Genomic DNA, 17168 nt, shown 5'->3' on the forward strand with positions numbered 1-17168 from the left:
AAGTTATCCACAGGTGCAATAGCACCTTAGCTTTGCTATTATCTTTTTCTGAACAAAATAGTTAATTATTAACAAAAAGTAATGATTTTTAAATATAATTGAGGAAGTTTAATTGTGCAATTTCCTCCATTAGTTATTTTTGGTGCAGCTATATTATCTGGTTTTTTAACATTACTTTTTGGTGGAAATTTTTATGATTTTATTATAAGTCTTATTATTGGTGGATTAATAAAAGCTTCTTCTAGCTTTTTACAAAAACTCAAAATTAATGACTTTTTTATAAATGTAGTAGGAGGTGCTATAGCAGCTTTAATAGCACTATTATCTATGCAAATTTCTGCAGGACTTCATGAGGATAAAATAATAATAGGTTCTATTATGCAATTAGTACCTGGACTTACTATAACAAATGCAGTTAGAGATACTATTGCAGGAGATTTAATGGCAGGTATGACTAGAGCAGCAGAAGCTTTTTTAACTGCTATAGCTATTGCAATAGGAACAGGAACAGTATTTAAAATATGGTTTTCTACTTTTGGAGGTATTAGTATATGATTTTAAATTGTATATTTGCATGTATAGCTAGCTTAGGATACTGTATTACATTTAATGTTAAAGGCAAAAAAATTATATATACTGCTTTAGGTGGTGGCATTGGATGGTTTTTTTATTTATTAACAGCAAAATTAATTCCATCTAGTAGCATTTTCTCTTATTTTGTTGCCTCTACCGTTATATCCATTTACGGAGAAATAATGGCAAGAATAATGAAAATACCTGTTACAATATTTGTTATATGTGCAATTATTCCTTTAGTACCTGGTGGGGGAATGTACTATACAATGTTTGAATCTATTCAAGGTAATGCAAATGAATCACTATTGTTAGGAATCAATACATTGTCTATTGCAGGTGCCATAGCTGCAGGAATTCTTTTAGTTTCTTCTATTACAAAAGCAATTTTATTTTATACTAATAAAAATAAATAAGCTTTTTATTTTAAGAACATATTAAGATTTGATATTAGTTCCTCAATATTTTTTTTGCCCTCACCTTCATAATCTTTTAAACAACTTTGAGCACAGTTTTCTAAAACTATACAGCCTACTTTATTTATAGCGGATCTAACTGCAGCTATTTGTATTAATATGTCTTTACAATTAGATCCACTTTGAACCATCCTTTCTATACCTTTAACTTGACCTTCTATTTTTCTAAGCCTAATTTGTACATCTCTTTTTAATTTATTTTTATCTTTCATGTATTACACCTCTATTTATTCTATTATACTATAGATATTATACATTATAAAATATATTAAATACAAAAACATCATCTAAATATTTAGATGATGTTTTATATTATATAAATTCATTATATGAATTGGGGGCATATTAATGTTTTACATATTTTAATAATATCAAATAATTATACATTAGTCAATATATTTATACACAATATTTTTATTATCTAAAACGCATTTTTAAGCAAAATCCTACTTTTTATAAGTAAAATTTTACACTTCACTAATTTTATATATGCATAATTATTAACTATATATAAATTTATTCCAAGTATTTTTGCCTACTATTCCATCTGTAATTAAATTATTTTTCTTTTGAAATTCTTTTACTGCTCTTTCTGTTATATTTCCAAATATGCCATCTACTCCTGCACCCAATCTCCATTGAATATACCTTATAGCTATTCTATTATAACTTCCCTTCATAGTAAGAGGTTTAGATATTATAATTTTAAAAGCATTTAATGTTATTTGACCAGGTACTCCATCTACAGGTATACCTACCACACTTTGGAAATTTTTTATACAATCTTTTGTGCTTACATCTAATATTCCACTTTCTGACACACATTTCCCATTTTTATCTTTTATTTGAAATCTATTTAATATTTTTTGTATTTCTAAAATATTTTCGTCCTTATAATTCTCATTATTATCATACTTTAATATTTTACCATAAGTTATAGCTTTTATTATTGCATTTGCCATACTTTCTCCATTATATAACTTCATATCTTCTTTTGAATCTATAAAACATCCTTCAATTAATATAGCTGGAGCAATAGTATTTTTTAATACATATAACATTCTTCCATCTTTAACTCCTCTATTTTTAAATCCTAAAATAGATATATTATCTACTACTCTTTTAGCTATAAGCCTACCTACTGGTGATATAGCAAAAACTTCTGTTCCATTTCCTCCTCCTGCATTAAAATGTATTGATACAAACAAATCAACTTTATTATTATTGGCTGTATTTACTCTTTTATATAAAGATTCTAAAACGCTTTTAGCATAATCTGGTGTACAATTTACTACACTATAACCTAATATTTTTAATTTATTTATAACCATACTTCCTATATTTCTAGTTAATTCATCCTCAAACTTTATTCCTAAAGCACCAATATCTGGTGGACAATTATGCCCAATATCTATGCCTATTTTCATTTTTCTCACCCTCATTTATACATATATTTTAATTTATATTATTCTATATTTAATAAAATGTTTATTTAATTTTGTAATAAGTTATTGTTTTTTAACATAATGTAATTCTATAGAATATTAAATTAAGGTGATTGCATATGTTTAAAAAAATATGTTTTTATTTTTTCATTTTAATTACTTGTTTATTTTTTATTAACTATAATTACAATAATATTAATTTTCCTATTAAATTAAAAAAGCCTAATAATTATTATTATACAAATTTAGTTATAAAAAATATAATAAACGAAACAAATTATAAATGCTCAATTATAGATACTAATTTCTATAAAGAAAAAACTTTGTCTAAAGAGGAAATAGCAATAGTCAAAAAATTTCTTTTAAATTTAAACAAAAATAATTTTATAAAAAACCCAAAAAACATAAATAAAAAACCTCTGTATAAACTTTTTTTTACTTTCAAAGATGAAAAATATATAATAAATATATATAATAAAGATATTTGTTCCATATACCCTTGGGATGGATATTATAATATGGATTTTATAAACATTAGTAATATACCTATATCTTATAACTTATATAATTTATGTAAATACATTATACCTAGAGATTAATATTAAAATACATTTATTAATTTAATACACTATACTGGAGATGATTTTATGTATAAAAAAGGGGATTTTCATATACATTCTAATGCATCTGATGGTAAATTTTCTCCTAAAGATATAGTACATTTATCTTTGAAGCAAAATATGGATATAATTTCAATTACCGATCATGATACTATTAATGGAATCAATGAAGCATTAGAAGAAAGCAAAAAAGTAAATATAAAAGTTATACCTGGAATAGAACTTTCCACGCTATATAAAGGAGAAAACATACACATATTAGGATACTTTAAAAATAGTAATTATAAAAATAGCAATCTTCAAAATTTCTTAAAAAATATGGAGTGTTACAGAATTTATAGAGCTAAAAAAATAATTGAAAATCTATATGAATTTTTTCATATAAAATTAGATGCTGATGAAATAATAAAAAAATCCAACGGTATAATAGCAAGACCTCATATTGCTAAAGCTATTATAGATGCTGGATATGATTATACTTGGGAATATATATTCAATAACTTAATAAGTGATAAAAGTCCTGCTTATGTACCAAATAAAAAACTTTCTTTAGAAGAAGGTATTAAACTTTTGAAATATTCTAATGCTCTTGTAGTACTTGCACATCCTGTGCTGATACATAATTGCTCTATAGAAGAATTATTAAATTTTGAATTTGATGGCATAGAAGCTATTTACTATTCAAATACACCGAAAGAGACTTTTAGATTTAAAAATTTAGCAAAAAAATATAATAAAATAATTACTGCTGGTTCTGATTTCCATGGAATAACTAAGTCAGATGGATTGCACGCTTTAAATATTGGGGATGTATATTTAACAAAAGAATATATAAAAATATTTTTAGAAAAATTAAATCAAACATAATTATTTAAATATTAGTTTAATTTAAAAATGACAGTTGATAAATTAAATTTATCAACTGTCTTATTATTTTTATACAGATTATTTTTAATTATTTTCTATTTGCAAATTATCTTAAACATTTTTTATTCAGCAACATAAGTATTATTAATTCTAATTTTTAATATTATGCTTCTGATAAGAATGCAAAATATCCTTTCATAGTTTCATATATATCTGCTTTGCTAGCTATTTCCCAAGGAGCATGCATATTTAAAAGAGCAACACCACAATCTATAACATCCATGCTATAGTTAGCAAGTATATACGCAATAGTTCCGCCACCGCCTTGGTCTACTTTACCAAGCTCTGCAGTTTGCCATGAAACATTGTATTTATCCATAATATTTCTTATTTGTGCTATATACTCTGGACTTGCATCATTAGAACCTGATTTTCCTCTAGAACCAGTATACTTATTAAATACAATTCCCTTACCTAAATAAGCACAATTTTTCTTTTCCATTACTGAAGGATAATTAGGATCAAAAGCTGCACTTACGTCTGATGATAACATTTTTGAATTAGAAAATGCTCTTCTTAATTTTAGTTCATTATATTCTTCACATAAATTCATTACTTCTGCTGTTACATTTTCAAAAAATCTTGAATGCATTCCCGTAGCACCTACACTACCTATTTCTTCTTTATCTACTAATACTGTTGCACAAGTTTTACTTGGTTTATCTATTTTAAGCATTGCTTCAAAAGAAGTGTATGCACATACTCTATCATCTTGACCATATGCCATTATCATACTTCTATCTAATCCATAATCTCTTGCTCTTCCTGCTGGAACAACTTCTAATTCAGCAGATACAAAATCTTCTTCACACATTCCATACTTTTCATTAAGAATTCTTAAAACATTTTTTCTTACTTTATATTTTTCATTTTCTCCTTCAATAGGAATGCTTCCTACTAAAATATTTAAATTTTCTCCTTCAATAGCTTTTGATAACTTTTTCTCCATTTGATCAGAAGCTAAGTGAATCAAGAGGTCTGATACTCCTATTACAGGTTCTTTATCATCTTCTCCAATTACTATATTTACTTTAGTTCCATCTTTTTTTATAACTACTCCATGAATTGCTAAAGGAAGTGTTACCCATTGATATTTTTTTATTCCTCCATAATAATGAGTTTCAAATAAAGCTAAATCTGTATCTTCATATAAAGGATTTTGTTTTAAATCTAATCTAGGAGAATCAATATGTGCTCCTAGTATTCTCATTCCATTTTCTAAAGGTTCTTCTCCTATTGAAAATAACACCAACATTTTTCCTTTATTATTTGCATAAACCTTATCTCCTGGCTTTAATTTTTTATTTTCTTTTATTATGGAATCAATATCTTTGTATCCTTGTTTTTCTGCTCTAATTATAAATTCTTCTACACATTCTCTTTCTGTTTTGCATTTAGACATAAATTCTCTATAGCTTTCCGATAATTCAAAAACCTTGTTTAATTCATCTTTTGAATATTTTTCCCATGCATATTTATACTCTTTTATTAATTCATTCATTTTTTTCTTACTGCAATAATAACTACAGTAATCTACACCCCCTGTCATTTAATATTATAACCATTTTTTTTTCTTAAATATATAAATAAGTATTGCTGTTATAAATATCATAATAGCTATTATAAAATAGTAACCATAATCTGTATTTGCAAAGGGTATGTATTTAAAATTCATACCATATATACTGCTTATTAAATTTAATGGTAAAAATATAGTAGCTATTAATGTAAAAATTTTCATTAATTCATTAGTTTTATTAGCTATTTCAGATTCAAAAGCTTCTCTAACCATACCTAAATCTTGAACTAAACTTTCCAAAGCCATAACTAATTTATCAGTTTTCTTATTTAAATTTATAAAATGAACTAAATTTTCTTTTTCTATTATATTATTTTCATTACTAGTTAAACTATCTCCTATATACCTTAAGGGATTTAAGTATTTTCTTATTTTATAAACTTGTCTTCTTAAGTTTATAAGTCTATCTAAATATTGATGCTTAGGATTTTTTAAAATACCTATTTCTATTTTATCTACTTCTTCTTCTAAAGAAGCTATTACATTGTAATTTTTAACTATTATTCTATCTATTATATAATACAGCAAAATACAGGGCAAAGGATTTTTTTTAAAAAACAAAGAATCCTTAGAATCTCTTATATCTTCAATTAAATCTTTTACTATATCCAATTCATCTGTACTTGTTGTTATTAAATATTCTTTACTTAAAAAAACATATAAATTTTTACAATAAACTTGACCATTATAATATTCTAATGCACTTAAAATTATAAAAATATAATTATGATAAAAGTTAATCTTAGAAAATTCACTCATTTCCTTACATTCTTTTATGCAACAATCATCTATATTAATATTATCTTTGATGCGATCTAATTCTTCAATATCAGTTAATATCCAATATTTACTACTTTTTTTTAAAGGAGACTTATTTGTTATATTTGTAAAATTATTTAAAATATCATATATTACCATAAAATCACCAATTAACTTATTTTAATTTTCCTAATTAGTATATACATTTTAAATAATTTTATTAATTAAAATACATTTCTCTACTTTCTGTTATTATACCATGAACACCCATGTCAAATCCATCCATAGGTACTTTTTTTACTATTTGAAATTCATAACACAATCCTATATTTTTAGAATGTAAATTATTATAATTTAAAAATCTATCATAAAATCCGCCGCCATATCCTATTCTTCCGCCTTTTAAATCAAAGGAAATTCCTGGTATCAAAATTAAATCTATATATTCCCTATCTACTTTATTTTCAAAATTTAAAGGTTCTAAAATATCATACTTGCTTTTATGTAAATCCTGAAATTTATTTATTTTTATTGCTTCCATTCCTTCATCTTTTGATATTATTTTAGGCACACAAACACTTTTTCCATCTAATAAAGCTTTATTTATAAGCCTATGAGTATCTACTTCTTCTTTCAAACTTACATACACAAAAATCATTTTACTTTTAATATAATTTTTACTATTTATTATTCTGTTATATATTAAATTATCTAAATTCATTTTATTTGTAATGTCCATATTATTTCTTATATTTTTTATTTTTTTTCTTAAATCACTCTTCATCTTCTAATGCAGCCCTCCTTTTAGCTTCCTCATTAATTCTTTTACTTATAGTATCTACTGGATTTTCCTTTGAAATAAGACTATATCTATAATTTGCTGCTGCAGCCTCTATTATAACTGCTAAATTTCTTCCAGGTCTTATAGGTATAGTTATTTTTCTAACAGCTATATTTAATATGTCAACTGCTTTCTTATCTGTTCCTAATCTATCATAATTTTGATCTTCATTCCAAGGCTCTAATCTTATTATTAAATCAATTGTTTTAGTATCTAACACAGAACTTAACCCATATAAAGCTGGAACATCAATTATACCCATTCCTCTAACTTCCAGCATTCCTGAAGTTATATACGGAGATCTTCCATTTAATCTTCCTCTTATTCTTTTAATATCTACAGCATCATCTGCTACTAATCTATGTCCTCTTTTTATTAATTCCAATGCTGTCTCACTTTTTCCTATACCGCTTTCTCCTATTATTAATATTCCAATACCATATACATCAACTAAAACACCATGCAATCTTGTTTCTGGTGCTAAATTTTCATCTAAATATTTAGATATTTTTTTTATAAATTCCGCAGAAACCATATCTGTTCTAAGTATCCACCTATTATATTTTAATGCAGATTCTACACATTCTTTATGTGGTTTTAATTTTCTAGTTAATATTATACAAGGCACAGCATATTGAAAAAATTTATCTAATCTTTTTTTTCTTAGTTCTGAATTCATAGTATTTAAAAAACTCCATTCTGCTTTTCCTACTATTTGAACTCTTTTTTTATCAAAGTAATTAAAATAACCTGAAAATTGCAATCCTGGTCTATTAATATGCCTCGATAATACATTTATTTTTGAGTCACCTTTATTTATAATTTCTAAATTTAAATCATTTATTAACTCATTCATTTTAACACTCATATTTACATACCTCATTTAATAATTAGTTTTACTTCAATATTAAATTATACTAAATCAAAAAAAATAGTAAAGTAAAATTTAAATTAATTAAAGGTATGCTATTTATTTTAAATAGCATACCTTTAATTAATTTAAATAATTATATCAAATAATATAGCTTATTATACTAAACTACTTTTTCTTAAATTATGTATTGCATCAACAAATCTTATTGTTCCTGTTTTAGCTCTCATAACTACTGAATGAGTTGTAGCTATATCTTTAGAAGAAAATACTACACCTTTTAGTAAATCTGAATTTGTAATAGCTGTTGCGGCAAAATATACATCATCGCCTTTAGCTAAATCTTCTAAAGTTAATACTTGATTTATATTTTTTATTCCCATATCTAAACATCTTTTTCTTTGTTCTTCTGTTTCAGGTTGAAGTTGAGCTTGCATTTCTCCTCCCATACATTTAATAGCTGCTGCTGCTATAACACCCTCTGGTGCTCCTCCAGTTCCCATCATTATATCAATTCCTGTATCTTCAAATCCACATGCTATAGCTGCTGCTACATCTCCTTCACCAAACAATTTAACTCTTGCTCCTATTTCTCTAGCGTCATTAACTATATATTCATGCCTTTCCCTATCTTGCACAATTATTGTAACTTCTGTTACATCTTTTTTTAAGGCTTTTGCTACATTTAATATATTTTCTTTAGGAGATTTAGTAATATCAATAACACCTTTAGCTTCAGGACCAACTGCTATTTTCTTCATATACATATCTGGTGCATGAAGTAAGTTTCCTTTAAGTCCCATAGCTACTACTGCTACTGCATTTGGAAGACCTTTAGCCACCAATTTTGTACCATCCAATGGATCTACAGCTATATCCATTTCAGGCATGTCTTCTTTCCAAATACCAACTTTTTGTCCAATATATAACATAGGAGCTTCATCTAACTCTCCTTCGCCTATTACTACCTCACCTCTTATTGGTAACATAGAAAAAGCTTTTTCCATACCATCTACCGCACATTGATCTGCTGCTATTTTATCTCCTCTTCCTAATTGCTTAGAAGCACAAAGAGCTGCAGCTTCTGTAACTCTAACAAGTCCCATAGCTATATCTTTTAACATAATTTAACTACCTCCTAAGAATAAATTAAATGTATTTAATAGACAAATTTTATATACTTATTAAGTTTTTTTAATCATTAATAGTCACTTTTTTATTAATTACGGTAATTATTATATCACATATATTAATTAATACAAAGTTATTATTTTAAAAAAACAAAAAATTTTTATACAAATAATTATTATAGTATTATAATTTTTGTTTAACTTTTTACTTTTTCAAAAAACTTTTTGACATATTTCTATTATTTTATTTATTTAATGTCTTATTAACTGTAGCCTTTTAAGATATTATTGTAAATATATTGCAATATATATGCACAATTTATCAACAGATTATCAACAGATATTATGTTATTATATGTTCTTTCTTGTATATAATTGACTTACTTTTTTTTTGTCTTATTATTATTTTTTGATAGAATATAAATGTATCTTTTGAAGCAAAATAATAGTAATTTAATTTATTTATGAGAGGTTGTTAAAATGAATACTAATTTAGTTTTATTAGGTAAAAAAATTGAAAACATGAGAAATGAACTTCATAAATTAATTTATGAAAATGACTTAACGGACAATTGTGTAGTAAAATACAGTCAAAAACTAGATAAACTATTAGTTCAATATGAATATCTTAAAAATAAACCTAAATGCTAAAAACCGCAAGTAATTTTATTATACTTGCGGTTTTTTTCTCTTTATTCCCATTGTGCCGCTGTACTTAACTTTTCGTACCCGCCTTCTCGCAGGTGGGTCTTCGCATCATTTTCTTTTCTACTTAATTAAAAAAGTTTTAAATAGAAAATGAATCTCTTGAAGTCCCTATATTATAATGTCGGTCGAAAATTATAAGCCTTGCAAACACATTAGGATTATATAAATATTATATCACATTATTAAAGATTTTAAAATATTTATTTTATTAAACTTCAGAAATATTCTTCCCTATGTTATAAGCTTGTATATTAAGTTCTTTATTTATTTTTGTATTATCTGTATTATCAATTAATATTTTATAAGTTTCATTAACATTAATAAGAGAAAATACTTGCTTTAATGTTTCTTCTACTAATGAAAAAGCTTTGTTGCATTTAGAACCACAAGTAAGAATTACTACAGCATTCTTTTTACAAATATTTTTTTCTTTCCTTTTTATAAATTTATTACTCCAATATAATTGAAGTCTATCAATTATTGCCTTCATAGAAGCAGGAAAAGATGAAAAATATATGGGAGAAGCTATAATTACATTATCACTTTTTTCTAATAAATTATAAATGTGAACCATATCATCCTTTATGAAACATTCATTATGGTAATGACAATACTTACAATCTATACATCCTTTAACATTAGTTTTAAAAGTATTTATTATATTGACTTCTCCTTGCAATCCTGATAATAAACTATTTAAAATTGTAATAGTATTTCCATTTTTATTGGGAGAAGCTAAAAAAACTACTGTTTTCAAAAAAATAATCTTCCCTTCTAAAATAATAAAGTAATTTATTATTTAAATTAAAGCATATCAATAAATTTATCTATAAATTGGTCTGCTCTATCAAAATCCTCTTTAGAAGGAACAAATTTAAATTTAAATCCTTCATCTAATGTTTTTAATTTTAATAATTTTAATCTATTTATCATCATAGGAACACCTTCTCCACTCCAACCATAAGATCCAAAAGCAGAAGCCACTTTTCCTCTATTAGTTATAGCTGATACCAATGATAAAACATCCCAAACTGGTTTAACAGCATCTTGATTTATTGTTGGCGAACCTAATAATATACCTGAAGCATTTTCAATAAGTACTACTATGTCTTCCATATTCATAGAAGTTATCTCATGAGATTTTGCACTTATACCTTTTTCAATTAACTTTTTTTCAAAATACTTAGCTACTTTTTCTGTATTTCCATAAGCTGATATATATAATATTTGAACATTTTTATCTTTTATAACATTTGGTGAAGACCATTTTTTATAAAGTTCAATATATTCTTTTATTTTTTCTGTATGTATAGGACCATGACTTGGTGCTATCATATCTATATCCATATCTTTTACTTTATCCAAACCCATTATGACGAATTTTTTAAAAGGTCCCATTATAACATCAAAGTAATATTTTAATTCTTCTAAATATCCTTTTCCATAACTATTAACTACTGTTTCACTTGGACAATAATGACAGCCTAATACATCGCAAGTAAATAAAATATTTTGTTCTTTTAAATAAGTAAACATAGTATCTGGCCAATGAAGATTAGGTGCTTGAATAAATTTTAAATTATATCTACCTAGACTTAACTCTTCTGGTGCTACCTGACTTTTAAATTCTTTATTTATTATATTTTCACTATATAAAAGTGCTGCTTTAGAACCTATTAAAGTAGCTTCTGGATAAATATCTATAAGCTTTGCTAAAGAACCACTATGGTCTAATTCTGTATGCTGAACTATTATGTAATCTACTTTTTTATTTCCTATTACGCCTTTTATATTTTCTAAAAACTCATCAAAAAATTTATCTTTAACAGTATCTACTATTGCTACTTTTTCATCATTTATTAAATAAGAATTATATGTAGTACCCTTTTGTGTATTCATTATTATATCAAAAACTTCAAGTTCTGGGTCTTTTACTCCTATCCAATATACATCTTTTTTTAATTTTTCCAAAGACATTTAATCTCCTCCTTTAAACTTCAGTATAATCTTTATTCTAACATTTTTTACTTATTATTTTCAATTATAAATTAATTTTATTACAAATTATCTTGTGTATATAATCTTAAAAATATACTTATAAAAAATTTTATGCGTTTTGTTTTAAAATAAAACTTAATAATATTATTTCAAAACAAAACGCATACTTTTAATTATTGATTAGTAGTACTTTTTATTAAATTTAATTTTAAATTTTTAGATAATGCTTTTACTAGCACAAAAGCTATTGCTCCATCTGCTAAGTGATGAAGAATACTTCCTATACCTACTACTACTAGCACTTTATACATAGTAAATCCAAAAGGTATTACTGCTATAGCCTCTAATATTCCATGAAGAGGTGCTGTTATAACAACAATTTTTCCAAAAGAAACACCTTTTTTAATTAATAATGCACCAGCTAGTCCAACAAATACATGACAAAAGGCTCTTGCCGCAACAAAAGTTGGAGCAGTTACTAAAAATCCTAATGTTGATCCTATTCCAATCATAATACTTGCACCTGGTCCTAATAACATTCCTAAAAATACAGGAACATGAGATGCTAAAGTGGCTGTAAATGGTCCCAATATAATTTTTAAAAATCCAAACTGTAATGGTATTATAATAGCTAAAGCCGTTAATACTGAAGCATATGTTAATCTTTTTAGATTTGTCATAATATTATACCTCCTATATATAGCTGTATATACATTAGTATATATACATTTCTTTAAAAAGTAAAGAAGTTTTAATTTACTTATTAAAGAAAAACCTCAAAATGCTACCATATGTATTTTATAAAAAATATATATGGTAGCATTTTGAGGTTTTTTATTATTAAAAATTAATTTTACTTATTCTTTTATTTTATATATTTTTTTTGCTTTATCTATATAAAGTATTCCATCTAAATGGTCAATTTCATGACAAAACGCTTTTGCTAAAAGTCCCCTAGCTTCGTAAGTTACTTCTTTACCTATTTCATTTGTTCCTTTTACAATAACTCTTCTAGGTCTTATAACTATTCCTTCATAGCCAGGATAGCTCAAACATCCTTCTCTACTTTTTTCTTTTCCTATTTTACAAACTATAATAGGATTTATAAGTAATATAGGATTCATTCCATTTTTTAAATCTATATATATTATTCTTTTTAAATCCCCTATTTGAGGTGCTGCCAAACCTATGCCTTCAACATTATTTAATGTATCCTTTAAATCTCTTATTAGATTTTTAGTTTCCTTATCTAATTTATCAACTTTTCTGCTTACTCTTTTTAATGTTTTATCCTGAAATTTTAAAATTTCTTTTATTGCCATAATATTATCTCCCTTTTTAAATTTATTAATTATATTATATATGTTTATATTTTTTTGTAAATATAAAGAAGGCTACTTTAAATTAAATAGCCTTCTTTATTACATATTTTGTTTTTCTTTCATAATGTCCTTTATTTTCATAAGCCTTGTTATTGTGCTTCTTTCATTTTCATCTAATTTCATTCTAATAAATTTTATAGTTTCTTCTAATTGAGGTATAGTCATATATTCAAGAGCATTAACTCTTCTTCTTGTTTTTTCTATTTCATCTGCCATCAATTGACAAGACTTTTCTATTTCAGCTAACTCTAAAAGCTTAGGAAGAATATTATATAATTTTTCTAATGCATTATCTAATTCAGAAGATGTACTAACAAATCCATAAGGATATATACTTCCACTATCTTCTTCTAATTCTTTTTTAAAATTCATTACTGGAACATTTACACTCATTATGTTCTTTTTTTTCACATCTACAGATATTTTTTCTCTAGGATAAATAATTGCCTCTTCTAAAAATTCAGAAGATAATACCGCTCTTGCCATAACAAAATTTTTAAAAGATTCCTCTAGTTCCTTTTCTACTTCTTTTCTAAACTGATTATTCTTTTTAACTAAATCAATAAATTGTCTCATAAGTTCATCTTGTTTATCTTTTAAAAGTTTATGTCCTCTAGTAGCTGTAACCAATCTCTTTTTTAGCTTTGTTAATTCCATCCTGGTAGGGTTTACATTTAATCTCATATAATCTCATCCCTTTATTTATTTTTCTTTATTAGGCAAATATTTTTCTAAATACTCATCTCTTATTCTCTTAAGTTCTGTACGTGGCAATATAGTTAGCAATTTCCAACCTAAATCTAAAGTTTCTTCTATTGTTCTATTAGTATCAAAACCTTGAGCCACATACTCCTTTTCAAAAGCCTCTGCAAATTTTGCATAAAGCTTATCAACATCTGAAAGAGCAGATTCTCCTAATATTACAGCTAATTCTTTTGCCTGCTTTCCTTGTGCATATGCAGAAAATAGTTGATTCATTGTATCTGCATGGTCTTCTCTTGTCTTTCCTTTACCAATTCCTTTATCTTTAAGTCTTGAAAGAGATGGTAATACATCTACAGGAGGCATTATATCTTTTTTATATAATTCCCTACTTAATATTATTTGTCCTTCAGTTATATATCCTGTTAAGTCTGGTATCGGATGAGTCTTATCATCTTCTGGCATTGTAAGAATAGGAATTTGAGTTATAGAACCTTCTTTTCCCCTTATTCTTCCTGCTCTTTCATATAACGAAGCTAAATCTGTGTATAAATATCCCGGATAACCACGTCTTCCAGGAACCTCTTTTCTCGCTGCAGATACTTCTCGAAGTGCTTCACAATAGTTGGTTATATCCGTAAGTATTACTAGTACATGCATTCCCTTTTCAAAAGCTAAGTATTCTGCAGTTGTTAAAGCAATTCTAGGAGTAGCTATTCTCTCTATTGCTGGATCATTTGCAAGATTCATAAATAATACTGTTCTATCTATAGCTCCTGTTCTAGTAAAATCATCTACAAAGAACTGTGCTTCTTCAAAAGTTATTCCAATAGCAGCAAATACAACTGCAAATTTAGAACTAGAATTTAACACTTTTGCTTGTCTTGCTATTTGTGCAGCAAGCTGTGCATGGGGAAGACCTGAACCAGAAAAAACAGGTAATTTTTGACCTCTTACTAAAGTATTTAAACCATCTATAGTAGATATACCTGTTTGTATAAATTCTGAAGGATAGTTCCTAGCTACAGGATTTATAGGTATTCCACTTATATCCAACTTTTTATCTGGTATTATTTTAGGTCCTCCATCTTTAGGATTACCTAATCCATCAAAAACTCTTCCTAACATATCTTCTGACACACCTAGTTCTAGTGATTTACCTAAAAATCTTACTTTGCTATTTTTTAAATTTATTCCAGAAGAACCTTCAAATAATTGAATTAAAGCTTTATCTTGATTTATTTCTAAAACTCTTCCTCTTCTTTTTTCTCCTGTTTGAATTTCTATTTCAACTAATTCATCGTATTTTACATTTTCAACCTTTTCCACTAGCATAAGTGGTCCTACAACTTCTTGTACTGTTTTATATTCTTTAAGCATTTGGAATACCTCCTTTGCTTATTAATTCATCTGTTTCTTGAGAAAGTTCTTCAAAAACATTATCTATTTTCTCTGATTCTGTTTCAGAGAAATATTTTAATCTTGCTATTTTATCTCTAACTTTCATATTTAATATATCCTTTAGATAAACTCCCACTTTTAATGCTTTTAAAGTTTCATCATAAAAGGCTAAAATCAATTTTAACATTTTATATTGTTTATTTAGTGGAGCATAAGTATCTACATCGTGAAAAGCATTTTGTTGTAAATAATCTTCTCTAATAGATTTTGCTACTTCTAACTTTAATCTATCTTCTTCTGATAAAGCATCTATACCAACTAATCTTACTATTTCTTGAAGATTAGATTCTTCTTGAAGTAATGTCATTGCTTTGCTTCTAAATTCTGTCCAATCTTCTGCAACATTTTTATTCATCCATTCCCCTACTTTATCTAAATATAGAGAATAAGAATTTAGCCAATTTATAGCTGGAAAATGTCTTCTATAAGCTAATTGTGAATCTAAACCCCAAAACACTTTTACTATTCTTAAAGTAGCTTGTGTAACTGGTTCTGACAAATCTCCTCCTGGAGGTGAAACTGCACCTATAACAGTTAATGCTCCTTCTCTATTTTCTTTTCCTAAACAAAAAACTTTTCCTGCTCTTTCATAAAAATCTGCTACTCTTGAACCTAAGTATGCAGGGTAGCCTTCATCTCCTGGCATTTCTTCTAATCTAGCAGACATCTCACGTAATGCCTCTGCCCAACGAGAAGTAGAGTCTGCCATTACTGCTACTGAATATCCCATATCTCTAAAATATTCTGCTATAGTTATTCCTGTATAAATAGAAGCCTCTCTAGCTGCAACGGGCATATTTGAAGTATTAGCTATAAGTACAGTTCTTTTCATTAAAGGTTCTCCACTTTTAGGGTCTTTTAGTTCTGGAAACTCATTTAATACATCTGTCATTTCATTTCCTCTTTCCCCACAGCCTATATATACCACGATTTCCGTATCTGCCCACTTAGCAAGCTGATGTTGAACTACAGTTTTACCACTACCAAAAGGACCTGGCACACAAGCTGTTCCTCCCTTTGTTACTGGAAAAAATGTATCTATTACTCTTTGACCTGTTATAAATGGTTCTACAGGATTAATTTTACTTTTATATGGTCTTCCTTTTCTTACTGGCCACTTTTGCATTAATTTTATATCTTGAATTTTATCTTCATATTTAACTTGAGCAACTGTATCTATTATAGTATATTCTCCTTCATTTATAGCTGTTATAATTCCTTTTACACCATAGGGAATCATTATTTTATGTTCTACTATATTAGTTTCTTGTACTATGCCAATTACATCGCCTGCTTCCACTTCATCTCCTACATTTTTTATGGGATTAAATTTCCACTTTTTTTCTCTATTTAAAGATTCTACTTCTACTCCTCTAGTAATAAAATCTCCTGCTTTAGCTTCTATTACATCTAAGGGTCTTTGTATACCATCAAACATAGATTCTATAAGTCCCGGACCAAGTTCTACACTTAAAGGTTCACCCGTTGTAAATACGGGTGCTCCTGGACCAAGACCAGAAGTTTCTTCATATACTTGTATAGAAGCTTTATCACCTCTCATTTCTATTATTTCACCTATAAGACGGTTTTCTCCTACTTTTACAACATCATATATATTAGCATCTTCCATTCCTTCTGCCATAACCAATGGTCCTGATACTTTCATAACCTTTCCTGTCTTCAACTTCACCTACCT

The 17168-nt window shown here is 26.5% G+C and carries 19 protein-coding genes; 5 read left to right on the forward strand and 14 right to left on the reverse strand.

Annotated elements, in window-relative coordinates; genetic code table 11:
• Nucleotides 1-114: 114 nt before the first annotated feature.
• Together CLOACE_RS07815 and CLOACE_RS07820 are read left to right on the forward strand one after the other, a co-directional pair.
• Nucleotides 115-555, forward strand: coding sequence for a threonine/serine exporter family protein (locus CLOACE_RS07815; RefSeq protein ID WP_070110548.1), 441 nt, complete (start codon nt 115-117; stop codon nt 553-555).
• Nucleotides 552-989, forward strand: a complete 438-nt coding sequence (locus tag CLOACE_RS07820) for a threonine/serine exporter family protein (protein WP_070110549.1) — start codon at nt 552-554, stop codon at nt 987-989. The genes CLOACE_RS07815 and CLOACE_RS07820 overlap by 4 nt, the downstream gene beginning before the upstream one ends.
• 5 nt (nt 990-994) lie before the next feature.
• On the opposite strand, the gene CLOACE_RS07825 is transcribed toward CLOACE_RS07820, so the two are convergent.
• Entirely contained in the window at nt 995-1261 is a 267-nt protein-coding gene (locus tag CLOACE_RS07825; RefSeq protein ID WP_070110550.1) for a metal-sensitive transcriptional regulator, read from the reverse strand.
• A gap of 288 nt (nt 1262-1549) precedes the next feature.
• Nucleotides 1550-2476 carry an N-acetylmuramoyl-L-alanine amidase gene (locus tag CLOACE_RS07830; RefSeq protein WP_070110551.1) on the reverse strand — a complete coding sequence of 309 codons (927 nt, stop codon included), beginning with the start codon at nt 2474-2476 and terminating at the stop codon, nt 1550-1552.
• Nucleotides 2477-2613: 137 nt separating this feature from the next.
• Here CLOACE_RS07830 and CLOACE_RS12125 point away from each other — a divergent pair, with 137 nt between their 5' ends.
• Both CLOACE_RS12125 and CLOACE_RS07840 read left to right on the forward strand, forming a co-directional pair.
• Nucleotides 2614-3093: a DUF4883 family protein gene (locus tag CLOACE_RS12125; RefSeq protein WP_070110552.1), complete on the forward strand. Its 480-nt coding sequence runs from the start codon at nt 2614-2616 to the stop codon at nt 3091-3093.
• 48 nt (nt 3094-3141) lie between these two features.
• Nucleotides 3142-3981 carry a PHP domain-containing protein gene (locus tag CLOACE_RS07840; RefSeq protein ID WP_070110553.1) on the forward strand — a complete coding sequence of 280 codons (840 nt, stop codon included), beginning with the start codon at nt 3142-3144 and terminating at the stop codon, nt 3979-3981.
• 163 nt (nt 3982-4144) lie between these two features.
• Here CLOACE_RS07840 and CLOACE_RS07845 read toward each other — a convergent pair whose 3' ends face one another.
• The 5 genes from CLOACE_RS07845 to glpX all read right to left on the reverse strand — a co-directional run bounded on the left by CLOACE_RS07845 (nt 4145) and on the right by glpX (nt 9218).
• A complete protein-coding gene (locus tag CLOACE_RS07845) occupies nt 4145-5542 on the reverse strand; it encodes an aminopeptidase (protein WP_070110583.1) in 1398 nt (465 codons plus the stop codon).
• Nucleotides 5543-5596: 54 nt separating this feature from the next.
• A complete protein-coding gene (locus CLOACE_RS07850; protein WP_070110554.1) occupies nt 5597-6538 on the reverse strand; it encodes a magnesium transporter CorA family protein in 942 nt (313 codons plus the stop codon).
• 61 nt (nt 6539-6599) lie between these two features.
• Nucleotides 6600-7163 (reverse strand): 5-formyltetrahydrofolate cyclo-ligase, encoded by a 564-nt coding sequence (locus tag CLOACE_RS07855; RefSeq protein ID WP_070110555.1) that lies wholly within the window; start codon nt 7161-7163, stop codon nt 6600-6602.
• Entirely contained in the window at nt 7153-8088 is a 936-nt protein-coding gene (gene hprK / locus CLOACE_RS07860; protein WP_070110556.1) for an HPr(Ser) kinase/phosphatase, read from the reverse strand. Before hprK ends, CLOACE_RS07855 begins: the two co-directional genes overlap by 11 nt.
• Nucleotides 8089-8249: 161 nt before the next feature.
• Nucleotides 8250-9218 (reverse strand): class II fructose-bisphosphatase, encoded by a 969-nt coding sequence (gene glpX, locus CLOACE_RS07865; protein ID WP_070110557.1) that lies wholly within the window; start codon nt 9216-9218, stop codon nt 8250-8252.
• Between the two features lie 483 nt (nt 9219-9701).
• On the opposite strand from glpX, the gene CLOACE_RS07870 reads away from it, so the two are divergent.
• Complete coding sequence (locus CLOACE_RS07870; RefSeq protein WP_084027591.1) at nt 9702-9872, forward strand: aspartyl-phosphate phosphatase Spo0E family protein; 171 nt, start codon at nt 9702-9704, stop codon at nt 9870-9872.
• A 265-nt stretch (nt 9873-10137) separates the two neighbouring features.
• Here CLOACE_RS07870 and CLOACE_RS07875 read toward each other — a convergent pair whose 3' ends face one another.
• The 7 genes from CLOACE_RS07875 to CLOACE_RS07905 form a co-directional block, all read right to left on the reverse strand.
• On the reverse strand, nt 10138-10686 hold the full coding sequence (locus CLOACE_RS07875) for a flavodoxin family protein (RefSeq protein WP_070110558.1): 549 nt from the start codon (nt 10684-10686) through the stop codon (nt 10138-10140).
• 47 nt (nt 10687-10733) lie between these two features.
• The gene (locus CLOACE_RS07880) at nt 10734-11906 is read right to left on the reverse strand and encodes an FprA family A-type flavoprotein (protein ID WP_070110559.1); all 1173 of its coding nucleotides are present in this window, start codon (nt 11904-11906) and stop codon (nt 10734-10736) included.
• Between the two features lie 194 nt (nt 11907-12100).
• The gene (locus CLOACE_RS07885; protein WP_070110560.1) at nt 12101-12607 is read right to left on the reverse strand and encodes an ECF transporter S component; all 507 of its coding nucleotides are present in this window, start codon (nt 12605-12607) and stop codon (nt 12101-12103) included.
• A 177-nt stretch (nt 12608-12784) separates the two neighbouring features.
• The gene (gene def, locus CLOACE_RS07890) at nt 12785-13249 is read right to left on the reverse strand and encodes a peptide deformylase (protein ID WP_070110561.1); all 465 of its coding nucleotides are present in this window, start codon (nt 13247-13249) and stop codon (nt 12785-12787) included.
• A 99-nt stretch (nt 13250-13348) separates the two neighbouring features.
• Nucleotides 13349-13993, reverse strand: coding sequence for a V-type ATP synthase subunit D (locus CLOACE_RS07895; protein ID WP_070110562.1), 645 nt, complete (start codon nt 13991-13993; stop codon nt 13349-13351).
• Between the two features lie 18 nt (nt 13994-14011).
• Nucleotides 14012-15391 (reverse strand): V-type ATP synthase subunit B, encoded by a 1380-nt coding sequence (locus tag CLOACE_RS07900; RefSeq protein WP_070110563.1) that lies wholly within the window; start codon nt 15389-15391, stop codon nt 14012-14014.
• The gene (locus tag CLOACE_RS07905) at nt 15384-17156 is read right to left on the reverse strand and encodes a V-type ATP synthase subunit A (RefSeq protein ID WP_070110584.1); all 1773 of its coding nucleotides are present in this window, start codon (nt 17154-17156) and stop codon (nt 15384-15386) included. Before CLOACE_RS07905 ends, CLOACE_RS07900 begins: the two co-directional genes overlap by 8 nt.
• Nucleotides 17157-17168 lie beyond the last annotated feature (12 nt).

The sequence above is a fragment of the Clostridium acetireducens DSM 10703 genome, from assembly GCF_001758365.1.
GTDB classification, from domain to species: domain Bacteria; phylum Bacillota; class Clostridia; order Clostridiales; family Clostridiaceae; genus Clostridium_C; species Clostridium_C acetireducens.

Bases quoted from the DNA above. Each gene is read 5' to 3' on its own strand.
- CLOACE_RS07885 (WP_070110560.1), bottom strand. From the start codon at position 12,607: ATGACAAATCTAAAAAGATTAACATATGCTTCAGTATTAACGGCTTTA.
- CLOACE_RS07825 (WP_070110550.1), bottom strand. From the start codon at position 1,261: ATGAAAGATAAAAATAAATTAAAAAGAGATGTACAAATTAGGCTTAGA.
- CLOACE_RS12125 (WP_070110552.1), top strand. From the start codon at position 2,614: ATGTTTAAAAAAATATGTTTTTATTTTTTCATTTTAATTACTTGTTTA.
- CLOACE_RS07820 (WP_070110549.1), top strand. From the start codon at position 552: ATGATTTTAAATTGTATATTTGCATGTATAGCTAGCTTAGGATACTGT.
- CLOACE_RS07880 (WP_070110559.1), bottom strand. From the start codon at position 11,906: ATGTCTTTGGAAAAATTAAAAAAAGATGTATATTGGATAGGAGTAAAA.
- CLOACE_RS07870 (WP_084027591.1), top strand. From the start codon at position 9,702: ATGAATACTAATTTAGTTTTATTAGGTAAAAAAATTGAAAACATGAGA.
- CLOACE_RS07840 (WP_070110553.1), top strand. From the start codon at position 3,142: ATGTATAAAAAAGGGGATTTTCATATACATTCTAATGCATCTGATGGT.
- CLOACE_RS07845 (WP_070110583.1), bottom strand. From the start codon at position 5,542: ATGAATGAATTAATAAAAGAGTATAAATATGCATGGGAAAAATATTCA.
- def (WP_070110561.1), bottom strand. From the start codon at position 13,249: ATGGCAATAAAAGAAATTTTAAAATTTCAGGATAAAACATTAAAAAGA.
- CLOACE_RS07830 (WP_070110551.1), bottom strand. From the start codon at position 2,476: ATGAAAATAGGCATAGATATTGGGCATAATTGTCCACCAGATATTGGT.
- CLOACE_RS07850 (WP_070110554.1), bottom strand. From the start codon at position 6,538: ATGGTAATATATGATATTTTAAATAATTTTACAAATATAACAAATAAG.
- CLOACE_RS07895 (WP_070110562.1), bottom strand. From the start codon at position 13,993: ATGAGATTAAATGTAAACCCTACCAGGATGGAATTAACAAAGCTAAAA.
- CLOACE_RS07855 (WP_070110555.1), bottom strand. From the start codon at position 7,163: ATGAAGAGTGATTTAAGAAAAAAAATAAAAAATATAAGAAATAATATG.
- CLOACE_RS07900 (WP_070110563.1), bottom strand. From the start codon at position 15,391: ATGCTTAAAGAATATAAAACAGTACAAGAAGTTGTAGGACCACTTATG.
- hprK (WP_070110556.1), bottom strand. From the start codon at position 8,088: ATGAGTGTTAAAATGAATGAGTTAATAAATGATTTAAATTTAGAAATT.